This is a genomic window from Verrucosispora sp. WMMD703 (assembly GCF_049178935.1).
In the GTDB taxonomy this organism is placed as follows: Bacteria; Actinomycetota; Actinomycetes; order Mycobacteriales; family Micromonosporaceae; genus Micromonospora; species Micromonospora sediminimaris.
Genome location: NZ_JBMHMM010000004.1, coordinates 3,279,148 through 3,304,136 on the forward strand (window position 1 = coordinate 3,279,148; position 24,989 = coordinate 3,304,136).

A 24,989-nucleotide genomic window follows, 5' to 3' on the forward strand; every position below is an offset into this window, starting at 1 on the left:
CCCAGGAGGGTGCTCACGGACCAAGATTCACATGTCGAGCGCTCCACGCGAGGTTCGGTAGGTCCGGGGTGGCGTACCGGCGCGTCAGGTCTCGGACAGGGCCTTGTGCAGGCGGCGGGCTTCGGTGACCACGCGGCTGGAGCCGCTCCGCCCGGCGAGGTCGGCCAGGCCGGGCACGTCGATCCGGACGCCCGTCGTGGTGGCCGTCTCCGCTGCCAGGGTCAGCAGATCCGGTACGCCACGCGGTGGCGTGGGCGCGGCCAGCACCGCCGGAAGCGCGGCGGCCAGCAGCCGCCACACGGTCAGCGGCGCGCCAGCCTGCGCGGCGTCGCGCAGCGGTTCGACGACCCGGGACAGCTTCACCAGTTGCCGGGCGGCCAGCGTGCCGAGCTGCTCCCCGGTGCCGGCGGCGTCGAAGTCACCGGCGGCGGCGAGGGCGAGCAGCGCGTCCACCGTCGCCACCCGGTCCGGGCCGTGCCGGGCAGCGAGCCCGTAGGCCACCGCCAGGTCGAGAGCCACCCCGCCCGGGCCACCGACCTCCGCGAGCAGGGGCAGCACCGTCGCGCCGCCGCGCTCGTCCATGTCCGCGGCACCGGCGACCAGCGGCAGAGCGTACGCGGTGACCGCGCCTTTGTGGCTGGGCAGCAGCGACGGCCACAGGTGCACCCAGCCGGAGTGGTCGCCGCCGAGCGGGGTGGCCGGCGCGGTGAGCAGCCCGTAGCGGTCGATCGTGCCGGTGGGTGGTGCCAGCTCGACCAGGATGCGCTCGGCCGGCATGTACGCCCACTCCCAGTGGCGGTTGCCCCGGCGCGGGTCTCGGGTGACGGTGCGGGACCGGATGACCGGCTGCGGCAGGCCGCCGTCGCGTAGCCAGCCGGCGAGCCGTTGGCCGGCTGCGGTGCCGAGCGCCGCCGCCTTCGCGGCGACTGACTCGTCGACGTCGGCTGGCAACCGCAGCAGCGCCTGGGTGAGATCCCAGTGGCCCGGCTCCCGGTGACCCAGCGCGGTGAGCCGTTCCAGGAGGGCCATCGGGTCGAGCAGACCGTTGGTCGAGGTGGGCAGTGCCAGCAGGCCGGACTGTCCCGGCTCGTCGAGGTACGCGCCGATCTCGGCCAGCCGGGCACGCAACAGCCGGTGGATCGGCGGCACCTTGGGATCGGTGACCGCCAGCTCCGGCACCGCGTCGGGTCGGTGCACCGCCTTCAGCAGTTTCTCCCACCGCTCCCGCCGCCGGTCGGTGTGGCCGACACCGGCGCTGCGAAACACCTCGACCACCGTCTCGCAGAGACAGAGTGGATCCCAGCGGTGCTCGTTCGCCCACGACCAGTGCCGCCGCTCGATCACCGGGTCGAGTGCGGCGCGTACCCGGGGCCCGTCGGCTGCGGCGAGCCGGACCAGCCCGTCGAGGATCCGCTCCAGGGGTGCCCCTTCGTACGGCGCGCCCAGCAGGGCGGCGACCTCCTCGGTCAACTCGTCCACGTCGTTGATCGGGTCGGAGGCCGGTGCGGGCGGCGCGGGCGGGGACAGGTCGTCGCCGCGTGGCCGGGTCAGCGCCGGGATGAACGGTGCCGGCTCGACACCGTGTCGGGCCGCCAGAGCCGCCGCCCGCTCCCGCAGCTCCACCGCCGGATGGTCGGCGGCCACCGCGATCACCTCGCCGATCTCGGCGGCCCGGTCCCGGTGCTGGCGGGCAAGTTGGTCGAGCCAGGTGAGCTGGGTCCTGACGAGTGTCTTGTCGGGTCGCGTGAGCATCTGCCGGGCGGCGTCGAGGATCGGCTCCAGCTCCAGCTCGGGCAGTTTCCGCAGCGCCTTCTGGGCCATGGTGGCCACCGGCGCGGGAGCGTCGACGAGCAGCCGCAGATAATCGGTGACCCGGTCGGTGACCTCGGCGGGGGTCGGCGCGAGCTGGTCGAGCAGGGTGGTGAAGGCGCGCAGCGCGGCGGGCCGGTCGCCGCGCAGCAGCCGACTGATCGAACCGTCGAGCAGCATCATCCGGTCGACCACCCCCTCGGTAGCGAGCTGGGCCAGGGCGGCCGGCAGGGCGGGCTGACCGTGCTCGTCCCAGTTGTCGTGGGGGGCGACGAACATCATCTGCACGCCGATGCCATCCACCTCGAACAGCCGGGGCAGCATGGCGGCCAGGAACGGATCGTCGCGCAGCCGGTCGACCACCGGCGCCGGCTGGCCCTGGTGGAACCGGTCGGGGGCCTCGACCCCGGTCAACCACAGCTGCACGCACCGGTCGTCGGTGGGTGGCGCGCCCCCCTCGGCGTGCAGCAGCGCGGCGATGAAATGCCACCGGCCCACCCAGGTGTCCTGACGGAACCGAGCGGCGATCCGGTGGGCCAGGTCGACGAGCCAGTCGACACCCCGCTCCTGCGCTGTTCGACGGATCAGCTCGGCCGCGCGCCGACCGTGCGGGTTCACCGAGGGACGACCGAGGATCGCCGCGGCCTGAGCTGCGGTGGGCAGGCAGCCGACCACGGCGGCCGCCAGGGCGGTCCCGGTGCCGGCCGCCCACCAGTTGTCCCGGTGCTGCTTGAACCAGGCGGTCAACTCCACGCCGATCTCCCGGCGGCGCTGCTCCGGCAAGCCCTCCAGCGCCGCCGCGACCGAATCGGCGTCACCGCTGCTCACCAGGTCAAACAGGTCGCTCGTGCCGCCGGCCGCCAACTCCCGCCGACGACGTACGGTGCTCTGCACCGGCCGCGTCACACCCGCTCCTCGACCCGCTCGGCGGCGAGCATCCGGGTGGCCAGGGCGTGCCGGCACGGCCCGCGTTGCCCCCGGTGTTTCGCCCACCAGGGGCAGGTGCAGGTCAGCCCGCCGTCGGGGAGCTGGCGGACCCGGTACACCTGGTCCCCGCTGCGTACCGTCGCTGCCGTGCCGTCGAGCTGCACCGCCTCGGCGTCGAGCAACGCCCGCGCACCGACCAACCGGGGGTTGTCCCGCTCGGCCCGGCCGGCGTCGTACGGCATCACCCGGTGGAAGTACGCCGCCTCGGCCACGTCGTAGCCGACCCGACCGGCGGTGCCGAGCTGGGCCAGTGCGCCCCGGACCCGCTCCGCGTCGATGCCGGCCTGCTCGGCCAGCCGGTCGGGCTCGATGGTCGGATCCCAGGAGAGCAGAGCGGAGATGAGGTCGGCGTCGTCGACGACATCGTCTCCGGCGAGCGCGGCGAGAGCGGCCCCCTCGCCGGAGAAACCCCGGTACGGCTCGGGGGAGAGGGTCAGCGACAGCCGCAGCGCGCCGGTGTCCAGGTCCCAGACGCTCGGGGCCGGAGCGGCGCCGGGAGCCACCGTCGGCCCGTACACCCGGAGGGTTTTCGCGAAGCGCAGCATCGGTTGCAGCGCGACCAGTCGGCCGGCCCCGGCCAGGCAGACCGCTCCGGGAACGGGTCGGGAGGTCAGCCGCAGGGACCGGCCGGCCGGTACCACCCAGAGCACCGACCGTTCGCTGCCCCTGGGTAGCCGGCGCAGGAAGGCGCTGGCCTCGGCGGCCGGCAGCTCCGCCCGAGGCTCGAAGCGGGCCGCGAGGACCTGGACCTCGGCGAAGCCGCGCAGCCAGCGCGCCGGCAGCGGCACCTTCTTCTCCACCACCGCACCGTCCAGTGTGGAGACGGTGAGATCGTCGGGACCGACCGACAGGTGCAGCGGATCCAGACCACCGACCCGGGCCAGTGCCTCGCGCAGCGGGGTGTTCACGTCGACGTTCGTGGTGCCGTGCTCGGACACGTCACCGTCGAGCCCGGTGGGCAGCACGTCGAGCCGCGCGTACACCCCGCAGCAGCCGGAGAATGATTCGAAGCGGAGCCGGTCGCGGCTGCCGGTGACCACCGGGTCGAGGCTGGCCGGGCTGACCGGCCGGTGGTAGCGGGTGCGGGCCACCTCGGCCACCGCCAGCAGACCCACCGCGGCTGCCTGCCCAGTGGTGAGAAAACCGGTGAAGAAGCGGGGATTCGGCGCGGGACCGCCGCTGGTCTGCAGGGCGAGTGATCGCTGCGCGAGGGTGGAGGGGGCGAGATACCGGTATGTCTGGACTACGCTCACGCCGCCGCACGGTAGTGCAACCCACCGACACCGCAGCGCCGTGCCGGGAGTCCTCAGTGGGCGGCGACTGCCATCGCCTCCACCGGCTCCGGCACGGCCAGCTGGCCGGGGCGGACCACCACGACGAGCACGAGCAGGGCCGAGACCATTCCGCCGGCGATCACCAGGGCCATCGCCACGGCACCGGTGCCGAGCACGCCCACCAGCGGAGCGGCCACCGCCCCGATGCCAAACTGCACCGCGCCGAGCAGAGCGGAGGCGGTGCCGGCCGCCTCGCCGTGTCGGGTCAGGGCCAGCGCGGGAGCGTTCGGCAGCGCCAGGCCGGCCGCCGCGAGCACCACCCAGAGCGACGCGAGCAGGGCCGGCAGGCCGCCGATCCCGGTCGCGGCGAGGCCGAGCAGCAGCACGCTGGCGGCGGAGCCCACGATCAGGGCGGTCACCAGGATCCGTTGCGGGGACCAGCGACGCAGCAGCCGTACGTTGCCCTGGGTGGCCGCGATCAGCCCCACCGCCCCGGCGCCGAAGGCCAGCCCGAACTGCTGCTCGTCGAGCCCGTACCGCTCCTGCAGGACGAACGATGAGCCGCCGACGTAGGCGAACAGAGCCGCCATGGCCAGCCCGGCCACCAGCACCAGCCCGACGAAGGCGCGGTCACGCAGCAGTGCGCCGTAGAGCCGGACGGTGGGCAGCACCCCACCGCGTTGACGCCGCAGCGGTGGCAGCGTCTCCGGCAGGCCCAGCATCGCGATCAGCAGCAGCAGTACGCCGAAGACCGCGAGGGCGGCGAACACGCCACGCCACTGGGTCCACCGCAGCAGTTCGCTGCCGAGGGTCGGCGCGAGGATCGGAGCGGCGCCCATCACGAGCAACAGGCGGGACAGCAGTTGAGCGAAGGCCGCGCCGCTGAACAGGTCGCGGACCACGGCCATGGCGATCACGGCAGCCGCCGCCGCGCCCAGGCCCTGGACCACCCGCAGTGCGCCGAGCACTGTGATGTTCGGGGCGAGGGCGCAGCTCACGGACGCCACGATGTGCAGTGCGGTACCGGCGATCAGCGGTGTCCGCCGGCCGACGGCGTCGGAGAGCGGACCGATCAGCAGTTGTCCGAGGGCGAGGCCGATCAGGGTGCCGGTGAGCGTCAGCTGGACCGCCGCCGAGGTGGTGCCGAAGTCGTCGACGATCGAGGGCAACGCCGGAAGGTACATGTCGATGGTGAGCGGGCCCACCGCGATCAGCGAGCCGAGGACGAGAATGAGGCGGAGGCGCTGGCGACGGCTCATCAGGTCGCCCGGCATCAGCGCGGACGGCGGAGCGGCGGTGTCGACGGCGCTCACCGGAAGGTCTCCCGCCGGACCGGAGCCGGGGCGGATCGTGGTGCGACGGTCATACCTGGCTGCAACCCGCAGCCGCCGACCTGATTCCCCACAACACCGGTAACACACCTCACACATCCCACCGCCCCCAGCACGCCCCTCCTGACGGCGACACCGGCCGAGGGGGACAACATCGGGGAACCTGCTGCCTCCGGCCGGGCTGAGGCAGCAGGTTCCCCGATGTTGCGCGGATCTTGAGCGGACCCAGGTCCTCCGGAACGGGCCGGTCGCCGGCCCCAACATCGATGGTGGGACCGGCGACCGGTGGTTCTCGACAGGAAGGTGGGTCAGGCGGCGTCGGCGGCGGTGCCGGCGGTCACCTCCCGCCGGGCGGCCGGGTAGCGGATGCTCTCCACCATCTCGACGATCTCGTCCGGCGGTGGCGCCGTCATCTTCGACACCACGATGGTGACGACGAAGTTGACGATCGCGCCGATGGTGCCGATGCCCTCCGGGCTGATGTCGAAGATGTGCGGGTTGGCCGCGGTGCCGAACACCGGCAGCGTGTAGATCATGTAGCTGGCGGTGAAGACCAGGCCGGTCACCATGCCGGCCGCCGCGCCGGTGGCATTACATCGTTTCCAGAAGATGCCAAGCACGATGGCCGGGAAGAAGGTCGACGCCGCCAGGCCGAAGGCGAAGGCGACCACCTGCGCCACGAACGCCGGCGGGTTGATGCCGGCGTAGATGGCGACCAGCACCGCGAGGCCCATGGCGATCCGGCCGGCGAGCAGTCGCTGCTGGTCGGTGGAGTCGCGCTTGACCCGGCGGAAGTACAGGTCGTGCGAGAACGACGACGAGATCACCAGCAGCAGGCCGGCTGCCGTGGACATCGCGGCGGCCATGCCGCCGGCCGCCACCAGACCCACGATCGGTGCCGGCAGGCCGGCGATCTCGGGACTGGCGAGGACCAGGATGTCGTTGTTGACGATCAGGTCGGCGCCGGAGGTCGGGCTGTTGCTTACCGTGTTGATGGTCGTCGCGCCGTCGCTGACCGTGACCAGCCCGGTCGCCGCCCAGTTCTCGATCCAGCTGGGCAGGGCGTTGGCCGAGACGCCGTTGACGTCCTGGAGCAGGTTCAGCTTGGTGAAGGCGCCCACCGCCGGGGCGGTGGTGTAGAGCAGGGCGATGAAGAACAGCGCCCAGAACGCCGAGTAGCGGGCACCGCGTACGGTCTTCGTCGTGTAGAACCGGACGATGACGTGCGGTAGACCGGCGGTGCCGATCATCAGCGCCATCGTCACCAGGAACACGTCGATCTGTGGCCGGGCCGCGAACGCCTCGGTGTACTGGTTCAAGCCCATCTCGACGCTGATCGCGTCGAGTTCGGCGAGGATCTGCCCGAACGACACCTGCGGGACCGGAAATCCGGTCATCTGCTGCGCCACCGCGAAGGCGGGAATCAGATAGGCGACGATCAGCACCGTGTACTGCGCCACCTGGGTCCAGGTGATGCCCTTCATGCCGCCGAGCACCGCGTACAAGCCGATGATCACGGCGGCGAGGATGACGCCCTGGGTCACGTCCAGCTTCAGGAACCGGCTGAAGACGATGCCGCCACCGCGCATCTGCCCGACCACGTAGGTGAAGGAAATGATGATCGCGGCCACCGCGGCGATGGTGCGCACGGTTTCCGAGTACCGGTCACCGACGAACTCGGGCACCGTGAACTTGCCCCACTTACGCAGGTAGGGGGCGATCAGCAGGGCCAGCAGCACATAGCCGCCGGTCCAGCCCATCAGGTAGATGGTGCCGTCGGAGCCGAGGAAGGCGATCAGGCCGGCCATCGAGATGAACGACGCCGCCGACATCCAGTCGGCGGCCACGGCCGCACCGTTGGCGATGGTGGGGATGCCCTGGCCGGCGACGTAGAAGCCGGCGGTCTCCTTCACCCGGCTGCGCCAGGCGATGTAGAGGTAGACGGCGAACGAGCCGACGATGAAGACGAGGGTCCAGATCTGGATCTGACTCATTTGCCAGCCCCCTCGGTCTCCTGCTCGTCAACACCGAACTGGTTGTCGAGGCGATCCATCATCTTCGCGTACACGAAAATCAGAATCACGAAGACGTAGATCGATCCCTGCTGGGCGAACCAGAACCCGAGCGGGAATCCGGCGATGACGATGTTGTTGAGCGGTTCGACGAGCAGGATTCCGAAGCCGAACGAGACGACGAACCAGATGGCCAGGAGAATCACCATGAGCCGCAGATTGCGGCTCCAGTACTCTTTGCGCCAGCTGTTGTCCGGCGGGGAAGCCGGTGGTGGTGCCGCCGGTGGCGGTTCACCGCCACGGGTCTCCTTATCGGGGGTTACCTCGGTCATGTCTGGAGCCTCCTAGTCGGTATGGAACCGGTAGATCCGGCGAGGGGCCTGCGACACGGCGCCCGGTTGGTGGTGACGCGGTGCTGGTGCCGTGGCCCGACCCGCCCAGCCGCGTCGCCGTACTGCTCGACGTGGTTGTGCGGTCGGTCACACCTTTGGTCTGGGAAGCGAACGTGATGCAGCCTGGCCAGGCAAGAGTTGATCCGTCAGGTGCGGCCTCGGGTCGCTGAGCGGTCCGTTGGACCCCGCGAACGGTCGAGTGGGGCGGACCGGAGCGCGAAATCGTCCCGTTTCGCGGTTTTCGCGGGCCCGGTCCGTCCGCCCACCGACCCCGCCCGACCGCTCACCGATCGGCCCGGTCGATCAACGGTGTGGAGCGCCTAGCATCCGGACATGGCCGACACCGCATCCACCGCCGCCCCGGTTCGCCGGCGCGTTTTCCACGCCGGCAGTCTCGGCATGATCGTCGGCGGCGTGCTCGCGCTTGTCGGCTCGCTGCTGCCCTGGGTCATCACGCCGTTCGGTTCGCTCTCCGGCGCGGCCGGTCCCGGTCTCTGGACGTTGAGCATGGCGTTCCTGGCCGTCGCCGGTGCCCTGCTGCCGTACCGCAAGGTGGCCATCGCGCACAGCCTGATCCCCGGGTTGGTCGTCGCCGCGATCGTCGGATGGCAGGTGGCCCGTCTGATCAGCCTCAGCGCCAGCACCGGTGCCTGGGGGCAACTGATGCCGGGCGTCGGCCTGGTCATGGCCGCAGGTGGCGCGGTGGTCCTGATCCGCACCGGCATGCGCCTGGTCAAACTGAGCTGACGGCCGACCGCGCCGCGCCGACAGGTGCCCCGCCGGCCGCGCCGGGCCCCAGCCTGTCGGCCGCGCCGAGTCTGAGGTGAGAGATCCGGCCGAGCCGTGAAACCTTCCGCCGCCGGTACGCGTCATCCCGCTGAATCGACCGAGGATCACCCGCCACCCGGCGGCTGGCCCCGGTGCCGACCAGCTCGGGAGGAATCGTGTCGCTGGGTAGGTGGCTCGCCGCTGCGGGCCTGGTGGTGCTGACCGGCACCGCCGTCGCGGTATACACCATGGGTCCGGCCTCCGGCGACGGGCCGGCGCGCGAGGCGGCGACGCCCGTGGACGCTCCGGCGGGGGTGGCAGCGGGACGGACGCCGCCGCCCGTGGACGCCCCGTCGGGGGTGGCAGCAACGCCACCGCCCACGGTGGCGGCGGACCCGCTGCTGTCCGGCAAGCGTCGGATCACCATGGTCCGGGTGGGTGCCTTCGAGTCGGGGCTGGCACTGCTCGACGGCGGCCGGTTGGCCGAGGTGGACGACGACCGGGGCCGACAGGTGTTCGTACCGACGCCGGTGGGTTCGGGACAGTTCCTCGTCAAGGCGTACCACGGTGGCGGCACCGGGCAGCCGGTCTGCTGGCAGGTGCGCAACCCGGGCGACACCCGGCCGCTCCACGTACGGGGCGCCGTCTGCCGGGCCGACGACCCCGCCCAGCGTTTCGAGATCACCGCCGTGGCCGACGGTGGTCCCCGCGAGTACCTGATCAGCAACCGGTGGGCCTACCTGCGGAACTCCGCACGTTCCGGCCTGATCATGGAGGAGTTGGGGGATGCCCCGCCGGCGAGTAGCTTCCGGTTCACCGACACCGGACCGGCACCCCGGAGGTAGGGCGTGGTCACGCCCCCCGGGCACCGGTCCCGGGGGCGTGACCGCCAGGCCACGACAAGCAGCGACAGTACGGGTGGGAACGTGAGTGAAACGCGACGCTGAGGAGTTCGACGCCTTCTACTCGGCGTCGGCGCAGCGGGTGCTGGGCCACCTGGCGGCGATGACCGGCAGCCGGGCCGAGGCCGAGGACGCGGTGGCGGAGGCGTACGCCAGAGCCTGGGACCGCTGGGCGTCGGTACGGGAGTGCGACAGCCCGGAGGCGTGGGTGCGCCGGGTCGCGTACCGGATCGCGGTGAGCGCCTGGCGCAAGACGGTGAACCGGCTCCGTGCCCACCGCCGGGAGATGGCCGGCCATCAGGTCGAGCCGACCTCGGTCGATCACGTGGCGGTGGTGTCGGCGCTGCGACGCATCTCCGCCGACCAGCGGCGGGTGGTGGTCCTGCACCACCTGGTCGGGCTGAGTGTGACCGAGATCGCGGCGGAGATCGGCAGCAACGTGAACACCGTCAAGACACGGCTCGCCCGGGGACGCCGGGCCCTCGCCGCGCACCTGAGCGACGACGCATACGAGACCACCGGCGGGGGAGGCAGTCATGGGTCCTGAGCCGCGTCTCGACGAGGCCCTGCGCGCGTTGGCCGGGCACGGCCGGCAGGGAAGGGTGCCGGCCGCCGTCGACATCCGACGTCGGGGCGACACCCGTCGCCGCCGCCGACGGACCGCTTCCGCCGCCCTGGGCGTCGTACTCGTCGGTCTGCTCGGTGCCGGCGCGGTCCTGGCCCGTCCCACCGGGGGCTCGGACTCCCTCCCCGTCGGCCCGGCCGGCCCGACGACACCGCCGGCTGCCGCGTCGGCGACTCCCGACGCGGCCGGCACGTCCGGTTCGCCGAGCAACGATCCGCTGCTGTCGGGGCGGCGGCAGGTGACGATCGTCCGGGCGGCCGAGCAGAGCGGCGGGCTCTCCCTGCTCGCCGACGGTCGCCTCGCCGAGGTCGACGGCGACGAGGGCCGCCAGCTGTTCGTGGTCACACCGCAGGGACCCGGCACCTATCTGGTCCGGGCCGCCGAGCGGGGCGGCGAACCGACCGACAGTTGCTGGGAGGTGCGGTCGTCGGGCAGCCAGCCGCTGCGGGTGGTGGCGGCCACCTGTGCGCCGGAGGAACCGAGGCAGCAGTTCACCATCGTCCGGGACGGGCAACGCGGCGGTGCGCCGACGTACGCGATCAGCAGCCAGTCGGCGTACCTGCAGAACTCGCCGACCCGTGGCCTGATCCTGGAGGAGTTGGGCGACGCACCACTGACCACGCGGTTCCGGCTGGTCGACAACGGAGCGGCACCGGGATGACCGGTCCCTGCCCGAGCGGGCAGCGCGGGTACCGGTCGGGCAGGCCGTGCCACGAAACGGGCAAGGTATTTGTGGCGGTTTGCCGGCGGTGACGGTTATGGGCTGCCCGTTCGGCGGTGGAAGCCGGTCACCAAATCCACTGGATTGAACGGCAGGTGACCGGGGTCACCTGCCGTTCATCGGTGTTACAAAAAAGCACCCGAGCCGAACGGAGGTGTGCAGGTGGACCCGACCCAGCGCCGGCAGCACATCCTCACCTTGGCTCGCCGTCAGGGTGACGTCGACGTGCGTAAGCTCGCCGCCGACCTGGGCGTGGCGCCGGAAACCGTCCGACGCGACCTGAGCCTGCTGGCCCAGCAGGGGCTGGTGCGCCGCACCCACGGCGGGGCGTACCCGGTGGAGACGGCCCGCTTCGAGACGACCCTGGAGACCCGGGCCACCCGGATGGTCGTGGAGAAGCGACGGATCGCCGCCGCGGCGGTGGAACACCTCGGCGACGCCGAGTCGGTCTTCATCGACGAGGGCTACACCCCGCAACTGATCGCCGAGGCGCTGCCCACCCACCGCCCACTGACGGTGGTGACCGCCTCCCTGCACACCGCTGCGGCGCTGGCCGCGTACCCGAGCCTCACCGTGCTGTTGCTCGGCGGCCGGGTCCGTGGCCGGACCTTGGCCACCGTCGACCACTGGGCCACCCGCATGCTTGCCGGATTCGTCATCGACCTGGCCTACGTCGGGGCCAACGGCATCTCCCGCGAGCACGGGCTGACCACGCCCGACCCGGCGGTGGCCGCCGTCAAGGCCCAGGTGATGTCGGTGTCCCGGCGGGTGGTGTTCGCCGGGGTGCACACCAAGTTCGGTGGGCACAGCTTCTGCCGCTTCGCCGACGTCGCGGACGTCGACACCATCGTCACGGACACGGCCCTGCCGGCGTCCGAGGCGCACCGCTACTCACTGCTCGGCCCGGTGGTGCTGCGCGTCTGAGCGCCGCCGTCCGACCCACCTTTCCCTCACCACCACACCCCACCATGGAGGTTCGCTGTGCCTGAAACACGAACTCCTCGTCGACGGCGTGGGCCGGCCGCGCTCGCCGCCGTCCTCGCCGTCACGTTGGTCTCGACCGCCTGTTCCGGAGCGGGCGGTGGTTCCTCAAGCGACGGCACCGCCATCACCGTGCTGATGGTCGGCAACCCGCAGATGGAGGACCTGGCGAAGGTCACCGCCGACAACTTCACCAAGGACACCGGAATCGAGGTGCGGTTCACGATCCTGCCGGAGAACGAGCTGCGCGACCGGGTCACCCAGGACGTCGCCACCCAGGGCGGCCAGTACGACGTGGCGACGATCGGGGCGTACGAGGCGCCGATCTGGGCGCAGAACGACTGGCTGCACGAACTCAGCTCGTACGCGGACGCCGACACCGCGTACGACAAGGGTGACCTGCTGGAGCCGATGGTCGCCTCGCTCTCCGGCACCGACGGGAAGCTCTACGCCGCCCCGTTCTACGGCGAGTCGTCGTTCCTGATGTACAACAAGGAACTCTTCGCCGCCGAGGGCCTGACCATGCCGGAGCGGCCGACCTGGCAGCAGGTGGCCGAGTTCGCCGAACGGCTCGACGACGACGCGGCCGGCGTCTCCGGCATCTGCCTGCGCGGGCTGCCCGGCTGGGGTGAGCTGTTCGCCCCGCTGACCACCGTGGTGAACACCTTCGGTGGCACCTGGTTCGAGCAGGACTGGACGCCGAAGGTCAACGCACCCGAGTTCACCGAGGCGACGAAGTTCTACGTCGACCTGCTGCGCGAACACGGCCAGCCCGGCGCGCCGCAGTCCGGCTTCACCGAGTGCCTGAACACCTTCGGGCAGGGCAAGGCGGCCATGTGGTACGACGCCACCTCCGCCGCCGGCACCCTGGAGGACGCCAACGCCAGCACCGTCGCCGGCAAGGTCGGCTACGCGTACGCGCCGGTCGACAAGACCGAATCCTCCGGCTGGCTGTGGGCGTGGGCCCTGGCCATGCCGAAGACCACGAAGAACGCCGACGCCGCCTGGAAGTTCATCTCCTGGGCCACCGGCAAGGAGTACGAGAAGCTGGTCGGCTCGTCACTCGGCTGGTCCCGGGTGCCGGCGGGCAAGCGTCAGTCCACCTACGAGATCGCCGAGTACCGGCAGTCCGCCGAGGCGTTCGCCGACATCACGCTCAAGTCCATCCAGGAGGCCGACCCGGTCAGCCCCGGGGTGCAACCGCGCCCCGCCCTCGGCGTGCAGTTCGTCGGCATCCCCGAGTTCGCCGACCTGGGCACGAAGGTGTCGCAGGAGGTGTCGGCCGCCATCGCCGGCCAGACCACCGTCGACCAGGCGCTCGCCGACGGCCAGCGGTTGGCCGAGGAAGCCGCCAGCAACCACCGGTAGCCGCCCGCCGGGGCCGGTCGACCGACCGGCCCCGGCCCTGCCCCCGAGGCGGATCGATGACCACCACCAGCACCACCGGTGCGGACGCCCCACCGCGTCCCACCGTCCGTCCCACCCGTGGCGACCGGCGGCACCGTTGGACCCGTCGGGCCCCGCTGCTGCCCGCCCTGGTCTTCGCCATCGTGGTGACGCAACTGCCCTTCCTGTTCACCCTCTACCTGTCCACCCAGAGCTGGAACGCGCTGCGGCCGGGCAGCCGCGAGTTCATCGGCCTGGCGAACTACGCGACCGTGCTCACCGACGGTCGACTGCGTGCCGCGCTGCTCAACACGGTGGTGCTCACCGCCTCGTCGGTGATCGCCTCCGTGCTGCTCGGCCTCGGCCTGGCCATCCTGCTCGACCGCAAGTTCCCCGGCCGGGGGATCGTCCGCACCCTGCTCATCACCCCGTTCCTGGTGATGCCGATGGCGGCGGCGCTGCTGTGGAAACACGCGATATACAACCCGTCCTACGGCCTGATCAACGGCATCCTCGGCGGCAGCACCGACTGGGTGTCGCAGTACCCGATGGTCTCCGTGGTCGCCGCGCTGGTCTGGCAGTGGACCCCGTTCATGATGCTGATCATCCTGGCCGGCCTGCAGAGCCAGTCCCTGGAGACGCTGGAGGCGGCCCGGGTCGACGGCGCCGGCCCGTGGCAGACCTTCACCCGGATCACCCTGCCCTACCTGCGGCCCTACCTGGAACTGGGTGCCCTGCTCGGCTCCATCTACCTGGTGCAGACCTTCGACGCGGTCTTCACCATCACCCAGGGCGGCCCAGGTCGGGCCACCACCAACCTGCCGTACGAGATCTACCTGACCACCTTCCGCAAGTTCGAGTACGGCGAGGCCGCCGCGGCCGGCGTCGTGGTGGTGATCGGCACCATCATCGTCGCCACCTTCGCGCTGCGGGTGATCTCCAGCCTGTTCCGGATGGAGGACGCACGATGACCCGTACCGCGAGTCCGGCCCGGCGCAGCGCGGGCCGCACCGGGGCCGCGTGGACCGTGCTGGCGTGGCTGGCCGGCCTGTTGTTCTTCCTGCCGGTGGCCTGGATGGTGCTCACCGGCTTCAAACGCGAGGTCGACGCCGCCAGCAACCCGCCGTCCTGGTTCTTCACCCCGGTGCTTGACGGCTACCGGCAGGTCTTCGACCGGGACATCACCCCGTACCTGCTCAACTCGGTGATGGCCAGTGTGCTGTCCACCCTGCTGGTGCTCGTACTGGCCACCCCGGCGGCGTACGCGCTGTCGATCCGGCCGGTCGAACGCTGGCGCGACGTGCTGTTCTTCTTCATCAGCACCAAGATGCTGCCGGTGGTCGCCGCGCTGCTGCCGATCTACCTGCTGGTGCAGGACCTCGGCATGCTGGACAACGTCTGGACCCTGATCGTGCTCTACACCGCCATGAACCTTCCGCTCGCGGTGTGGATGATGCGGTCGTTCCTGCTGGAGGTGCCGGCGGCGCTGATCGAGGCGGCGGCGATGGACGGCGCCGACCTGCTCGTCACCATCCGGCGGATCCTGCTACCGATCGTGGCGCCCGGCCTGGCCGCGACCGCGCTGATCTGCTTCATCTTCAGCTGGAACGAGTTCTTCTTCGCGGTCAACCTGACCGCCACCCGGGCCGGCACCTCGCCGATCTTCCTGGTCGGCTTCATCACGTCCGAAGGGCTGTTCCTGGCCCGGCTCTGCGCGGCGGCGACAATCGTGTCGCTACCGGTCGTGCTGGCTGGCTGGATCGCCCAGAAACAACTCGTCCGAGGACTCTCCATGGGGGCGGTCAAGTGAAGGCAGCAGTCATCGTCAAGCCGGGCCAGATCAGCGTCGAGTCGGTGCCGGACCCGACGCCCGGCACCCGGGACGTGGTGGTCGAGGTCGCCGGGTGCGGGATCTGCGGCACCGATCTGCACATCATGGACGGCGAGTTCGCGCCCGCGTACCCGATCGTGCCGGGCCACGAGTTCGCCGGCACGGTGGTCGCGGTGGGGCGGGACGTCACCGAGGTGCGGGTCGGCGACCCGGTCGCCGTGGACCCGTCGCTGCACTGCGGCGAGTGCTACCAGTGTCGCCGGGCCCGGGGCAACCTCTGCGAACGGTGGAACGCCATCGGGGTCACCGTCTCCGGTGGGGCGGCCGAGTACGCGCTCGCCCCGGTACGCAACTGCGTGGTGCTGCCGTCCGGTGTGGCCCCGGCTGACGCCGCCCTCATCGAACCGCTCTCCTGCGCGGTACGCGGCTTCGACGTGCTGCCCCGCCGGCTGGCCGACCACTATCTCATCTACGGCGCCGGCACCATGGGCCTGATGATGCTGGAGCTGGCGAAGCGCTGCGGTGCGGCGTCCGTCAGCGTGGTCGACCTGAACCCCGACCGCCTCGCAACCGCCGTCCAGTTGGGCTGCTCGGCGAGCGCCGCCAATGCGGACGAGCTGGACCGCCCGCGCGGCTGGGACGTCGTGATCGACTGCACCGGCGTCGAGGCGGCGATCGCCGACGGCCTGACCCGGGTGGCTCCCGCCGGCACCTTCCTCCAGTTCGGCGTCTCCGAGTACGCCACCCGGGTGCCGGTCGAGCCGTACCGCATCTACAACAAGGAGATCACCGTCACCGGCTCGATGGCCGTCCTGCACAGCTTCGACCGCGCCGCCGAGCTGTTCGCGGCCGGCGTGCTGGACCCGCAGGTCTTCATCAGCCACCGCTTCCCCCTGGCCGCCTACGCCGACGCGATGTCGCAGTTCCGCGCCGGCATCGGCCGCAAGCTCCTCATCACCTGACCCTGCGCCCACCCCCCACCCACCCACCCACCCAATGGGACCCTCGCCCCGACGGGGAACAGGAAGCGGGTCTGTGGATCTAAAGGTGTTTCCGGCCTGACCTGCCGGGCGTTGTGCCTGGTGAGGAGGGTGCCGTGATGACCGCGACACTGAACGACCAGACCGGACGGAAGAAGCGGCCCGAGCCGTCGGCGGAGGCGAAAGCCGCCGCTGAGCTGGTTCGGGCCGCGAAGGAGCAGGGCTTGTCGTTGACGGGTCCGGACGGGCTGTTGAAGCAGTTGACCAAGACGGTCCTGGAGACCGCGTTGAACGAGGAGATGACGGAGCATCTCGGTTATGCCAAACACGAACCCGACGGCGCCGGCTCGGGCAACATCCGCAACGGCACTCGGTCGAAGACGGTGTTGACCGACGCGTCGGGACCGGTGCAGATCGACGTGCCGCGGGACCGGGCGGGCACGTTCACCCCGCAGATCGTGCGCAAGCGGCAGCGTCGCCTGTCGGGCGTCGATGAGGTGGTGTTGTCGTTGTATGCCAAGGGTTTGACCACCGGGGAGATCTCGGCGCACTTCACCGAGATTTACGGGGCTTCGGTGTCCAAGGAGACGATCTCGCGGATCACCGACAAGGTGATCGAGGAGATGACCGACTGGTCCCACCGGCCCCTGGACGAGATCTACGCGGCGGTGTTCATCGACGCCATCGTGGTGAAGGTGCGGGATGGGCAGGTGGCGAACAGGCCGTTCTATGCCGCGATCGGGGTCACCCTCGACGGGGACAAGGACATCCTCGGGTTGTGGGCCGGCTCGGGTGGTGAGGGCGCGAAGTTCTGGATGAGCGTGCTCACCGACCTGCGCAACCGGGGCGTGAAGGACGTGTTCTTCCTGGTCTGCGACGGGTTGAAGGGCCTGCCCGATGTCGTCACGAACGTGTGGCCGCAGACGATCGTGCAGACGTGCGTGATCCACCTGATCCGCAACACCTTCCGGCTCACCTCGCGGCGCTACTGGGATGAGCTGAAGCGCGATATCAAGCCGATCTACACCGCCGTCAACGCCACCGCCGCGAGGGCCGCGTTCGACGACCTGGCCGAGAAATGGGGCGGCCGGTATCCGGCGGTGATCCGGCTGTGGGACAACGCGTGGGCGGAGTTCATCCCGTTCCTCGACTACGACCTGGAGATCCGCACCGTCATCTGCTCGACCAACGCGATCGAATCGTTGAACGCCCGCTACCGGCGGGCGGTCAAGGCCCGCGGCCACTTCCCCAACGAGCAGGCCGCGTTGAAGTGTCTGTACCTGGTGACCCGATCCCTGGACCCCACCGGGGCAGGCAGAACCCGATGGACGATGCGCTGGAAACCCGCCCTGAACGCCTTCGCCATCACCTTCAGCGACCGCTTCCCAGCCGCTGAAACCTACTAACCAAGATCGCCGGAAACACCCTTAGCGAGACAGGCCCCAGGAAGCAGCAACATCGGCGATGTTGTCCCCTCAAGGGCGCCCGAGGCAGCAACGTCGGGGAAGTTGCTGCCGCATGGCGGTCAGCTGTGCGGCATGCTCGGGTGGGTGGCGGGGTACCGGGCCGGGGTGCGGATGGACAAGGCCGAGCGCGTAGAGCTGCGTCGGCTCGTGGCGGACTTCAGGCGGTGGGGCCAAGTCGCCCAGGACGTACGGGACTGGCACCGGGGCGTCCAGCAGGCGGCCAGCAGCGCCGAGATGGGATTGCGGGACCGCAGCGTTGTGGTCGATCGCTCCGGCCAGGGGGCGTGGCGCGTGCTCGCGTTGCGGGCGAACGACCGTGACGCCGTCCGGCGACTCCAGGAGCGGGCCGTGCTTCCCGCGACGACAGCCGCCGACCACGCCCTGCTGCGCCTGCTCACCGATGACGCTCCTCGCGCCGTCGCCGACCTCGCGCCCATGCTCGACGTACGCCGTCACCTCGCCGGGCCAGCCAGGAAGCAGTCAGCGGCCACCGCCGCGATGTTCCTCCGCGACCGGCACGCGCAGGTCATCGCCACTGGCGGTCCCGAGCGCCTGGCGTACCTCGGCGTCCCCACCGCAGCTTCCGACCCGGTCCGGGACGACGTCCGCGACCTGCTCGACCCGTCCCTTCGCTTCGCGCTCCTCGCCGAGCGCACCGGCCGGGAGCCCGAACTTGTCGAGCAGACGGGGCGGGAGCGCGGGCCCACCGGCCGGATCGGACCGGAGCGGGAGTCGGCCGGGTGGACCGGTCCGGAGCCGGAGCTGGTGGACCGGTCGGTCTTCGGAGGGCTGCCGGCGGCACTTGCCGCCATCGACAAGGTCGTGGCCGGTGAAGCCCCGTACCGGTCGGCGGCCCGTGAAGCGGGCGAGCAGGTCAGACAATCCGAGGTGCACCGCATCCTGCAAGACATGCCGGTGGAGGCGCTGCGAACCGTCACCCGCGACCGGTTCCGCCTCGGGCCACTGGCCGACGCCGGAGTCGTCACGGTGCAGGACGTGCTGCACCATGGCCCGTCGCTTCAGGCGCTTCCGGGTGTCGGGGAGACCTCGGCTCGTCGCCTGATCGGAGCTGCCCGCACCCTCTGGCAGACCACCTACGACGAGACGCCGGTCCGAATCGACGTCGACCACCGCCACCCGGAGACCACTCTTCTGCTGCGGCGGCTCGCCGAGTGGGACGCGCGCCGGCGCACGCGTGGCGCGGCAGCCGATCTCGAACGCGCCGCGGAACTCGCGCCGCTGGGCGGCACCATCGACCGCAGCACCACTCACCTGCTGGTGGTGCCGACCCGAAGGCTCGCCGCCAGCGGCCTCTGCGAGAGCATCGAGATCGTCAAACGGCGAGCCGAGCTGCTCGGCAGATCCTCCGCACCGGGTCGGCGGAACATGCGTGCCGACCCCTGGGACGACTTCCTCACTCGCCCCGCCGACTACTTCGCGATGCTCTCCGAGCTGGGATTCGCCAGCGGCGACGGGAACGCCGCGCACGGCGACCTCCCGGACGAGATCATCGAGGCGGTACGCGACCAGGTGCTCGACGGCGCACACCTGACCGCTTCGCTGCGCGGCTACCAGAGCTTCGCGGCGCGCTTCGCCCTGGTCCAGCGCAAGGTCATCATCGGGGACGAGATGGGCCTCGGCAAGACAGTCGAGGCGCTCGCGGTACTGGCGCACCTGCGCAGCAGCGGAAGCACTCACTTCCTGGTGGTGTGTCCCGCCGCCGTGGTGACCAACTGGGTCCGCGAGATCAGCGGCAAGTCGAGGCTGCGTCCACACCGGGTGCACGGCCCGGAACGCGATGCCGCGGCCCGTACCTGGCTGCGGGACGGGGGCGTGGCGGTCACCACGTACGAGACCCTCGCCTGGTGGGAGCCGCAACTCCGGGAAGTCCCCGAACTGGCGTGCGTCGTGGTCGACGAGGCGCACTACGTCAAGAACCCACAGGCGCAGCGGTCGATCAGGACGAAGGAGATTGTCGCGCGCGCCGAACGGGCCATCCTGCTCACCGGTACACCGCTGGAGAACAAGGTCGACGAGTTCCGCAACCTCGCCCGCTATGTACGCCCCGATCTCACCGTCGACACCACCGACCCGTCACCCGCGCGGTTCCGGCGGCAGATCGCGCCCGCGTACCTGCGCCGCAACCAGGACGACGTGCTCGACGAACTGCCCGAACTCATCGAGGTCGAGGAGTGGCTGCCGATGTCCTCGGCGGACACCACGCGTTACCGCGAGGCGGTCGAGCGGGGAAACTTCATGCGGATGCGCCAGGCGGCCATGCTTCAGGCCGCCGAGTCCACAAAGATGCAGCGCCTCGTCGAGATCGTCCGGGAGGCGGCGGAGAACGAGCGCCGCGTCATCGTCTTCTCCCACTTCCGGGAGGTACTCGAACTGGTCGCCCGTACCCTTCCCGGCCCGGTCTTCGGTCCGCTGACCGGTTCGGTGCCCGCCAACCACCGGCAGCGGATGGTGGACGACTTCTCGGCCGCCCGCCATGGGGCCGTCCTGGTGGCCCAGATCGTGGCCGGTGGCGTCGGGCTCAACATCCAGTCCGCCTCCGTCGTCGTCCTCTGTGAACCTCAGCTGAAACCCACCACCGAGGCGCAGGCCATCGCCCGGGCACACCGGATGGGGCAGGTCCAGTCGGTGCAGGTCCACCGGCTGCTCTCCGAGGAGGGCGTCGACCAGCGGATCACCGAACTGTTGGCCGGCAAGCGACGCATCTTCGACGACTTCGCCCGGGTCAGCGACACGGCCGACGCGAGCCCGGAGGCGGTCGACCTGTCCGAGGCCGAACTGGTCCGAGAGGTCGTGGCGGCCGAGCGCCAACGCCTCCTCGACCCGGCACCCGAGCTCCCGCCCCAGCACGCGCCGTCGTAACCCGTCGCCGAAGGATCCGTGGCAGCAAAGGCGTCAGATGGTCGGCGTGTCGACTACCGCGACTGCCACGGATCCAAAGTGTCACCGTCCCCGGTCCAGCGGGTCTGCCTGAGGGTGGTGAGGAGGTTGCGGGCGGCGGTGGCCACGGCACAGTCGGGGACGCGGCAGATCGGGCAGCGACCGTCGGAGGCCTGCTCGTGGTCACGGAGCGTCCAGCGGGCGGTCAGGGTGAGCCGGTTGAGGATCTGCGCCAGGGTGAGCAACGGTGCGGTCATGCGCGGGCCACCCCGAGGGTGGCGGCCAGCGCGACGATCGTGGCGGGAGCACCCGGATGGCGGACCGTGGCGGCGAGCACGTTCCGGGCGGCGGGTCGGCGGCGTACCTCGGCGGGGGCGGTCCGGTCGGCCTCCAGCAGCACCCGGGCCGCGTTCACCGGGTCGGCAACCTGAAGGTACGCACGACCGGCGTCGATCAGATGAGCGGCCCGATGCTCCGGCGGCAGCCACCGCCAGCCGTCCCGTCCGACAGCTTTCTCGTGTCGGACGATCGCCTCGTCCGGCGTACCCAGATCGATCGCGACAGCGACCCGGGCGAGCGCCACGGCAGTCGGGCCGAAGCTGGTGTGATGATGATCGTTGCCGTCGCCGACCTCGGCGGCCAGGTCGGCGGCCTCGTCGACGCGGGCGGCGGCCCGGTCGTCGCCGTGCCGGGCTGCCGCGAGCGCCGCCTGCACGAGCAACGTCCCGCAGAGCGACATGCGTGCCACGTCGAGGTCGGTCTGCCCGATCCGGTACGCCGCGGCCAGTGCCGCCGTGCCCGCCTCCCGCGCGCGACCAGCCGCCCGCAACACCTGGCCGAGCTGCACGGTGGCGGCGGCCACCAGTAGGGGATCACCGGTCGCGACCGTCATCGCCCGGTCGGCGGCGAGCCAGGCCAACTCGGTCTCGTCGAGCTTCACCAGCAGCGAAGCGGTCACCCGGTACGCCTCCACCAGCGGAACCCGGCCCGCCTGCGGATCGTGGGCGTGACCGCGCTGTGTCCCGGCCAGCAACTCGGGCAGCAGACCGATAAGCGCCGGGTACCGCGCATGCTGAAAACTGGTCCAGGCATGCGCGACGCCCCGCGCCAGCCGAGCCGCGTCCGGCGCGTCCCGGCGCGCCGCGGGCCGATCCAAGGCAATGTCGTACGCGGACAGTGCCGCCCGGATCAACTCGACGCCCTCGACGCTGGTGGTCGCTTCGGCAGGTCGACTGTCCTGGCCGAGCAGCAACGCCTGATCGATCCGCAGCGCGGCAGCGATGTCCCGCAGCGTGGAAACCCTGTCCAGGGCCCGTACCCCGCGCTCGACCTTGTCCACCCAGCTCTTGGACTTGCCGAGCCGGTCGGCGAACACCTGCTGCGACATCCGCCGCCGCGCCCGCCAGTACGCCACCCGCCGCCCGATCGGCACCTCGTCCCTCATCGTCACCTCCCTGAGCAGGCACTATGTGCCCTCGATCAGCATTCAGTGATCGGACGGTGACGGTCGAGGGGGTGGGTGTCTGCTATCTACCTGCGGACATTGCGCGGACGGCCCCCTCGGCTTGGTCAACGAGGCTGACCGTGTGGGTCGCCTGCCCGATGCTTCGGACTCTCTCGTAGATGCTCAGCGCTTCACTGGCGTCTCCGGTGTCGACGAGCGCCGCCGCCAGACGCAGGAGGTAGGGCCCGGTCCAGGCGGCGCCGGCAGCCTCTGGCGGCAGCCCGGACAGCCCCAACCGCAGATACTCGATCGCCTGCGCATTCCAGCCGAGGAGCCGGTAGGCGAGGCCGCGCTGCATGGTCAGGTAGGCGGCTGAGTGGAAGTAGATCCATGGCGGCTCGCGGTCGGGTGCCTGGCGGGCCGCCTCCATCAACTCCGCAGCCTGATCGAGCAGGGCGGTCACGAAGTCCGCCTCGCCGAGCAGCGCTTGACCACGGGCTTGTTGTTGGATGGCAATGGCACGTATGCCAGGGCTGGCCGGCTGTCGTGCCGCCGCCGCAGAAAGCCCGATCATCGGGTGCGAACGCCGCTCCGACCAGGCGATATGTCCTCGCATGCTGAGCACCGTGGCGACCATGTCCGGATTACCCGCCTCAGTGCCCCACTCCAGGGCCGTGCCGTACCAACGGCTGGCGAGCCGAGGCCGGTCGCTGGCGGCGTACAGCCACCCACCGAATTGGGCCCACTGTGCGGCGAGGTCAACCACCTTCGGTCGCAGCTCCGAGGTTGCCTCCGCTACGAGTGTGGTGACCAGGTCCAGTTGGGTACGCATCGTCGGCAACAGTGGTGTGGAGCCGAGGGTGTCTTCCAGCCGACGATGCGCGGCGAGCAACTCGGCCAAGGTGTGCAGGGTCGCAGGGTCGACACGACGGGGATGCTCGGCGACATAGGACAAGCGCTCAGGGTCGCGCGGCGCGGGCGATGGATGCAGCATGCCGGACAGGACGCCGTCGGTGTCGAGCACATCGTCGAGTCGTGCGGCCAGGTCTACGGCTGGCCGGCGTCGACCCGTCTCCAGATCGTGCAGATGCCCTCGACTGGACAGGACAAGCGGAGCGAGCTGCCGTAGTGACAGGCCCGCCAACAGGCGGAGCCTACGCAGTTCCTCACCGAACCGACCATCCGCGATGACTGCCATGTCGACGCCCCCGAACGCGAGGATCCGCAGCTCTTAACTCGGAGCCGCCACTTCGGACCGTACACCTGCACGGTCGCCGAGTAACTCTTCCCGGCAACATTGTCGGACGGGCGGCCCCGATGGCATCGCTCGACGGTGGATGGACCAGGTGCGGGGTGGGGCTACCCTTCCGGGCATGGCGGTGAGCTACGGCGACGCGGCGGCGTGGGCCGGTGTCGTATCGTCTGTCATCTTCTCCACGACGGCCCTGGCGGTGTCGGTACGGTCGCTGCGGCACGCTCAGCGCGCCGCTGATGCCGCCGAGCGGCAGGCTGTCGCCGCCGAACTGGCTGTACCGCAGGCACCTCCGCCGGTGTCCTGGCAGGCCGAGCTTCCTCGTAGCCGCCGGATGGAGATCGGGACGCCGTACGTGATCCGTAACGTCGGCAACGAACCGGCGACAGGTGTCAAGGTGCAGTCCCGAGGATTCAAGATCAGCGAAATCGAGGGGCTGGACGAGGGCGTGGTGCTGCCGGGCGCGTCCTTTGTGGTGATCCTGATCGAGTGGATCAGCACCGGCTCGCGAACCAACGAGATCCTGCTGCTGTGGGACGGTCAGACACTCCCGGTCGGCATAGCATTGCCGCCCCGGCCGCCCGAGCCGCCACCCATCTTCGTCAAGACCACCCCGATCATCCGCTGACACCACAGGTCAGGGAGACATGAACGGCTCTCCCTGACCTGACGCTTCCCACGCATGGTGCGTCTCGCTAGTCGGTGCGGTCTCCCGCCCGACGGCACGACCGACTCCTGTGCTCAGCGGTCGAGCAGTGCGGCGGGCGAAGGCCCGCGTGACGAGAGAACCCGGGGGAGGCGGGTGGCGACGATGGTGGCGGCCAGGACGGAGACGGCGGCGACCGGGCCGATCCAGGCCGGGCCGAGGCCGACCGCGAGCACCGTGCCGCCGAGCGCGGCGCCGAGGGCTCCGGCGGCACCGGCGACGGAGATGTTGACGGCGGCGACCAGGCCGGTGGTGGCCGCGTCGACCTGACCCATCAGCCAGGTCTGGACCAGCGGCACGACCAGGAACGCCGCCGCGCCCAGCAGGGCCAGCCCGGCCAGCGCCAGCGGGGCCACCGGCAGCAGGACTGGCTGCACCAGCAGGATCGCGGTCAGCGCGCCGACGGCGAGGGGCAGCCGGCGGGTGATCGCCTCGGGGCGTACCCGGCCGGCGAGGAGGTTGCCGGCGATGGTGCCGAGGCCGTAGCCGACCAGACCGACGCTCACCCAGCCGGGGCTCAGTCCGGTGACGGTGCGCAGCATCGGCGCGACGTAGGTGAAGGCGGCCACGAAACCGGTGAGCGCCAGCAGGGTGACGCCGAGTCCGGCGTAGATGCCGGGGCGCAGCAGCGCACCGACGCTGTCGCGGACGCCGGCCGGTGGCGGGGTGGGAATGCGGGGGCAGAAGACGAGCACGCCGAGCAGCCCCAGCGCGGCCATGCCGGCCACGGCCACGAAGGTGACCGGCCAGCCGTACGCCTCACCGATCAGGCTGCCCAGCGGCAGGCCGAGCACGGTGGCCAGGGCGAACCCGCCGAACAGCCGGGCCACCGCGACGGTCTGCCGCTCCGGCGGGACCGAGGCCATCGCCACCTGGGAGGCCACCGCCATGAACAGCGCCTGCGCCAGCGCCGAGCCCAACCGGGCCGACAGCAGCATCGGGTACGAGGTGGCCATGGCGCTGGCTACCGCGGACACCGTGGCGAGCGCCATGGTGCCGGCGAGCAGTTTCCGGCGTGGCAGCCGACGGGTCAGCACGGTGGCGACCGGGCCGCCCACGGTCACCACGATCATGTACGCGGTGACCAACTGCCCGGCGGCGGCCACGGAGACGTCCAGGTCGGTGGCGACTTGGGGGAGCAGGCCGACGAGCACGAACTCGGCGGTGGCCACGGCGAAGGAGCAGACGAAGAGTACGTAGATGATCACAGAGGGGACGCTAAAG

At 70.9% G+C, this 24,989-nt stretch carries 21 protein-coding genes; 12 read left to right on the plus strand and 9 right to left on the minus strand.

From position 1 onward, the window contains the following. Positions 1–84: 84 nt before the first annotated feature. From ACN26Z_RS15560 to ACN26Z_RS15580, 5 genes are all read right to left on the minus strand, one after another. Complete coding sequence (locus ACN26Z_RS15560) at positions 85–2,715, minus strand: DUF6493 family protein (protein ID WP_421461905.1); 2,631 nt, start codon at positions 2,713–2,715, stop codon at positions 85–87. Beyond that, complete coding sequence (locus tag ACN26Z_RS15565; protein WP_421461906.1) at positions 2,712–4,049, minus strand: SWIM zinc finger family protein; 1,338 nt, start codon at positions 4,047–4,049, stop codon at positions 2,712–2,714. The genes ACN26Z_RS15560 and ACN26Z_RS15565 overlap by 4 nt, the downstream gene beginning before the upstream one ends. A gap of 53 nt (positions 4,050–4,102) precedes the next feature. Next, the gene (locus ACN26Z_RS15570) at positions 4,103–5,329 is read right to left on the minus strand and encodes a multidrug effflux MFS transporter (protein WP_093402454.1); all 1,227 of its coding nucleotides are present in this window, start codon (positions 5,327–5,329) and stop codon (positions 4,103–4,105) included. A gap of 380 nt (positions 5,330–5,709) precedes the next feature. Then, entirely contained in the window at positions 5,710–7,395 is a 1,686-nt protein-coding gene (locus tag ACN26Z_RS15575; RefSeq protein WP_421461908.1) for a sodium:solute symporter family protein, read from the minus strand. Beyond that, complete coding sequence (locus ACN26Z_RS15580) at positions 7,392–7,745, minus strand: DUF4212 domain-containing protein (protein ID WP_093402167.1); 354 nt, start codon at positions 7,743–7,745, stop codon at positions 7,392–7,394. The genes ACN26Z_RS15575 and ACN26Z_RS15580 overlap by 4 nt, the downstream gene beginning before the upstream one ends. Before the next feature lie 393 nt (positions 7,746–8,138). Here ACN26Z_RS15580 and ACN26Z_RS15585 point away from each other — a divergent pair, with 393 nt between their 5' ends. The 11 genes from ACN26Z_RS15585 (at position 8,139) to ACN26Z_RS15635 (ending at position 20,345) form a co-directional block, all read left to right on the plus strand. Then, on the plus strand, positions 8,139–8,552 hold the full coding sequence (locus ACN26Z_RS15585; RefSeq protein ID WP_093402168.1) for a hypothetical protein: 414 nt from the start codon (positions 8,139–8,141) through the stop codon (positions 8,550–8,552). A gap of 197 nt (positions 8,553–8,749) precedes the next feature. Next, positions 8,750–9,418 (plus strand): hypothetical protein, encoded by a 669-nt coding sequence (locus ACN26Z_RS15590; RefSeq protein ID WP_421461909.1) that lies wholly within the window; start codon positions 8,750–8,752, stop codon positions 9,416–9,418. Between the two features lie 85 nt (positions 9,419–9,503). Next, a complete protein-coding gene (locus ACN26Z_RS15595) occupies positions 9,504–10,022 on the plus strand; it encodes a sigma-70 family RNA polymerase sigma factor (protein ID WP_282238653.1) in 519 nt (172 codons plus the stop codon). Next, complete coding sequence (locus tag ACN26Z_RS15600; RefSeq protein ID WP_421461910.1) at positions 10,012–10,761, plus strand: hypothetical protein; 750 nt, start codon at positions 10,012–10,014, stop codon at positions 10,759–10,761. The genes ACN26Z_RS15595 and ACN26Z_RS15600 overlap by 11 nt, the downstream gene beginning before the upstream one ends. 222 nt (positions 10,762–10,983) lie before the next feature. Then, a complete protein-coding gene (locus tag ACN26Z_RS15605) occupies positions 10,984–11,745 on the plus strand; it encodes a DeoR/GlpR family DNA-binding transcription regulator (RefSeq protein WP_093402455.1) in 762 nt (253 codons plus the stop codon). Positions 11,746–11,802: 57 nt separating this feature from the next. Further along, positions 11,803–13,170 (plus strand): ABC transporter substrate-binding protein, encoded by a 1,368-nt coding sequence (locus ACN26Z_RS15610; protein WP_421461911.1) that lies wholly within the window; start codon positions 11,803–11,805, stop codon positions 13,168–13,170. A 56-nt stretch (positions 13,171–13,226) separates the two neighbouring features. Then, on the plus strand, positions 13,227–14,159 hold the full coding sequence (locus ACN26Z_RS15615; protein WP_421461912.1) for a carbohydrate ABC transporter permease: 933 nt from the start codon (positions 13,227–13,229) through the stop codon (positions 14,157–14,159). Next, complete coding sequence (locus tag ACN26Z_RS15620) at positions 14,156–14,998, plus strand: carbohydrate ABC transporter permease (protein ID WP_210823365.1); 843 nt, start codon at positions 14,156–14,158, stop codon at positions 14,996–14,998. Before ACN26Z_RS15615 ends, ACN26Z_RS15620 begins: the two co-directional genes overlap by 4 nt. Beyond that, positions 14,995–15,981: a zinc-dependent alcohol dehydrogenase family protein gene (locus ACN26Z_RS15625; RefSeq protein WP_421461913.1), complete on the plus strand. Its 987-nt coding sequence runs from the start codon at positions 14,995–14,997 to the stop codon at positions 15,979–15,981. The genes ACN26Z_RS15620 and ACN26Z_RS15625 overlap by 4 nt, the downstream gene beginning before the upstream one ends. A gap of 137 nt (positions 15,982–16,118) precedes the next feature. Beyond that, positions 16,119–17,405 (plus strand): IS256 family transposase, encoded by a 1,287-nt coding sequence (locus ACN26Z_RS15630; RefSeq protein WP_421460383.1) that lies wholly within the window; start codon positions 16,119–16,121, stop codon positions 17,403–17,405. A gap of 144 nt (positions 17,406–17,549) precedes the next feature. Beyond that, positions 17,550–20,345: a DEAD/DEAH box helicase gene (locus ACN26Z_RS15635; RefSeq protein ID WP_421461914.1), complete on the plus strand. Its 2,796-nt coding sequence runs from the start codon at positions 17,550–17,552 to the stop codon at positions 20,343–20,345. A gap of 53 nt (positions 20,346–20,398) precedes the next feature. On the opposite strand, the gene ACN26Z_RS15640 is transcribed toward ACN26Z_RS15635, so the two are convergent. From ACN26Z_RS15640 to ACN26Z_RS15650, 3 genes are all read right to left on the minus strand, one after another. Further along, complete coding sequence (locus ACN26Z_RS15640) at positions 20,399–20,620, minus strand: hypothetical protein (RefSeq protein WP_282238650.1); 222 nt, start codon at positions 20,618–20,620, stop codon at positions 20,399–20,401. Continuing rightward, complete coding sequence (locus ACN26Z_RS15645; protein WP_421461915.1) at positions 20,617–21,807, minus strand: helix-turn-helix domain-containing protein; 1,191 nt, start codon at positions 21,805–21,807, stop codon at positions 20,617–20,619. Before ACN26Z_RS15645 ends, ACN26Z_RS15640 begins: the two co-directional genes overlap by 4 nt. 82 nt (positions 21,808–21,889) lie before the next feature. Next, a complete protein-coding gene (locus ACN26Z_RS15650; protein WP_421461916.1) occupies positions 21,890–23,005 on the minus strand; it encodes a helix-turn-helix domain-containing protein in 1,116 nt (371 codons plus the stop codon). Positions 23,006–23,180: 175 nt separating this feature from the next. On the opposite strand from ACN26Z_RS15650, the gene ACN26Z_RS15655 reads away from it, so the two are divergent. Further along, positions 23,181–23,687: a hypothetical protein gene (locus ACN26Z_RS15655; RefSeq protein ID WP_421461917.1), complete on the plus strand. Its 507-nt coding sequence runs from the start codon at positions 23,181–23,183 to the stop codon at positions 23,685–23,687. A gap of 113 nt (positions 23,688–23,800) precedes the next feature. Here the strand turns inward: ACN26Z_RS15655 and ACN26Z_RS15660 are convergent, their stop codons facing one another. Further along, positions 23,801–24,973, minus strand: coding sequence for an MFS transporter (locus tag ACN26Z_RS15660; protein ID WP_421461918.1), 1,173 nt, complete (start codon positions 24,971–24,973; stop codon positions 23,801–23,803). Positions 24,974–24,989 lie beyond the last annotated feature (16 nt).

Coding starts and splice junctions, on each gene's coding strand:
- ACN26Z_RS15570 (WP_093402454.1), bottom strand. CDS start 5,329: ATGAGCCGTCGCCAGCGCCTCCGCCTCATTCTCGTCCTCGGCTCGCTG.
- ACN26Z_RS15575 (WP_421461908.1), bottom strand. CDS start 7,395: ATGAGTCAGATCCAGATCTGGACCCTCGTCTTCATCGTCGGCTCGTTC.
- ACN26Z_RS15580 (WP_093402167.1), bottom strand. CDS start 7,745: ATGACCGAGGTAACCCCCGATAAGGAGACCCGTGGCGGTGAACCGCCA.
- ACN26Z_RS15585 (WP_093402168.1), top strand. CDS start 8,139: ATGGCCGACACCGCATCCACCGCCGCCCCGGTTCGCCGGCGCGTTTTC.
- ACN26Z_RS15600 (WP_421461910.1), top strand. CDS start 10,012: ATGGGTCCTGAGCCGCGTCTCGACGAGGCCCTGCGCGCGTTGGCCGGG.
- ACN26Z_RS15615 (WP_421461912.1), top strand. CDS start 13,227: ATGACCACCACCAGCACCACCGGTGCGGACGCCCCACCGCGTCCCACC.
- ACN26Z_RS15620 (WP_210823365.1), top strand. CDS start 14,156: ATGACCCGTACCGCGAGTCCGGCCCGGCGCAGCGCGGGCCGCACCGGG.
- ACN26Z_RS15630 (WP_421460383.1), top strand. CDS start 16,119: ATGACCGCGACACTGAACGACCAGACCGGACGGAAGAAGCGGCCCGAG.
- ACN26Z_RS15640 (WP_282238650.1), bottom strand. CDS start 20,620: ATGACCGCACCGTTGCTCACCCTGGCGCAGATCCTCAACCGGCTCACC.
- ACN26Z_RS15645 (WP_421461915.1), bottom strand. CDS start 21,807: ATGAGGGACGAGGTGCCGATCGGGCGGCGGGTGGCGTACTGGCGGGCG.
- ACN26Z_RS15650 (WP_421461916.1), bottom strand. CDS start 23,005: ATGGCAGTCATCGCGGATGGTCGGTTCGGTGAGGAACTGCGTAGGCTC.
- ACN26Z_RS15655 (WP_421461917.1), top strand. CDS start 23,181: ATGGCGGTGAGCTACGGCGACGCGGCGGCGTGGGCCGGTGTCGTATCG.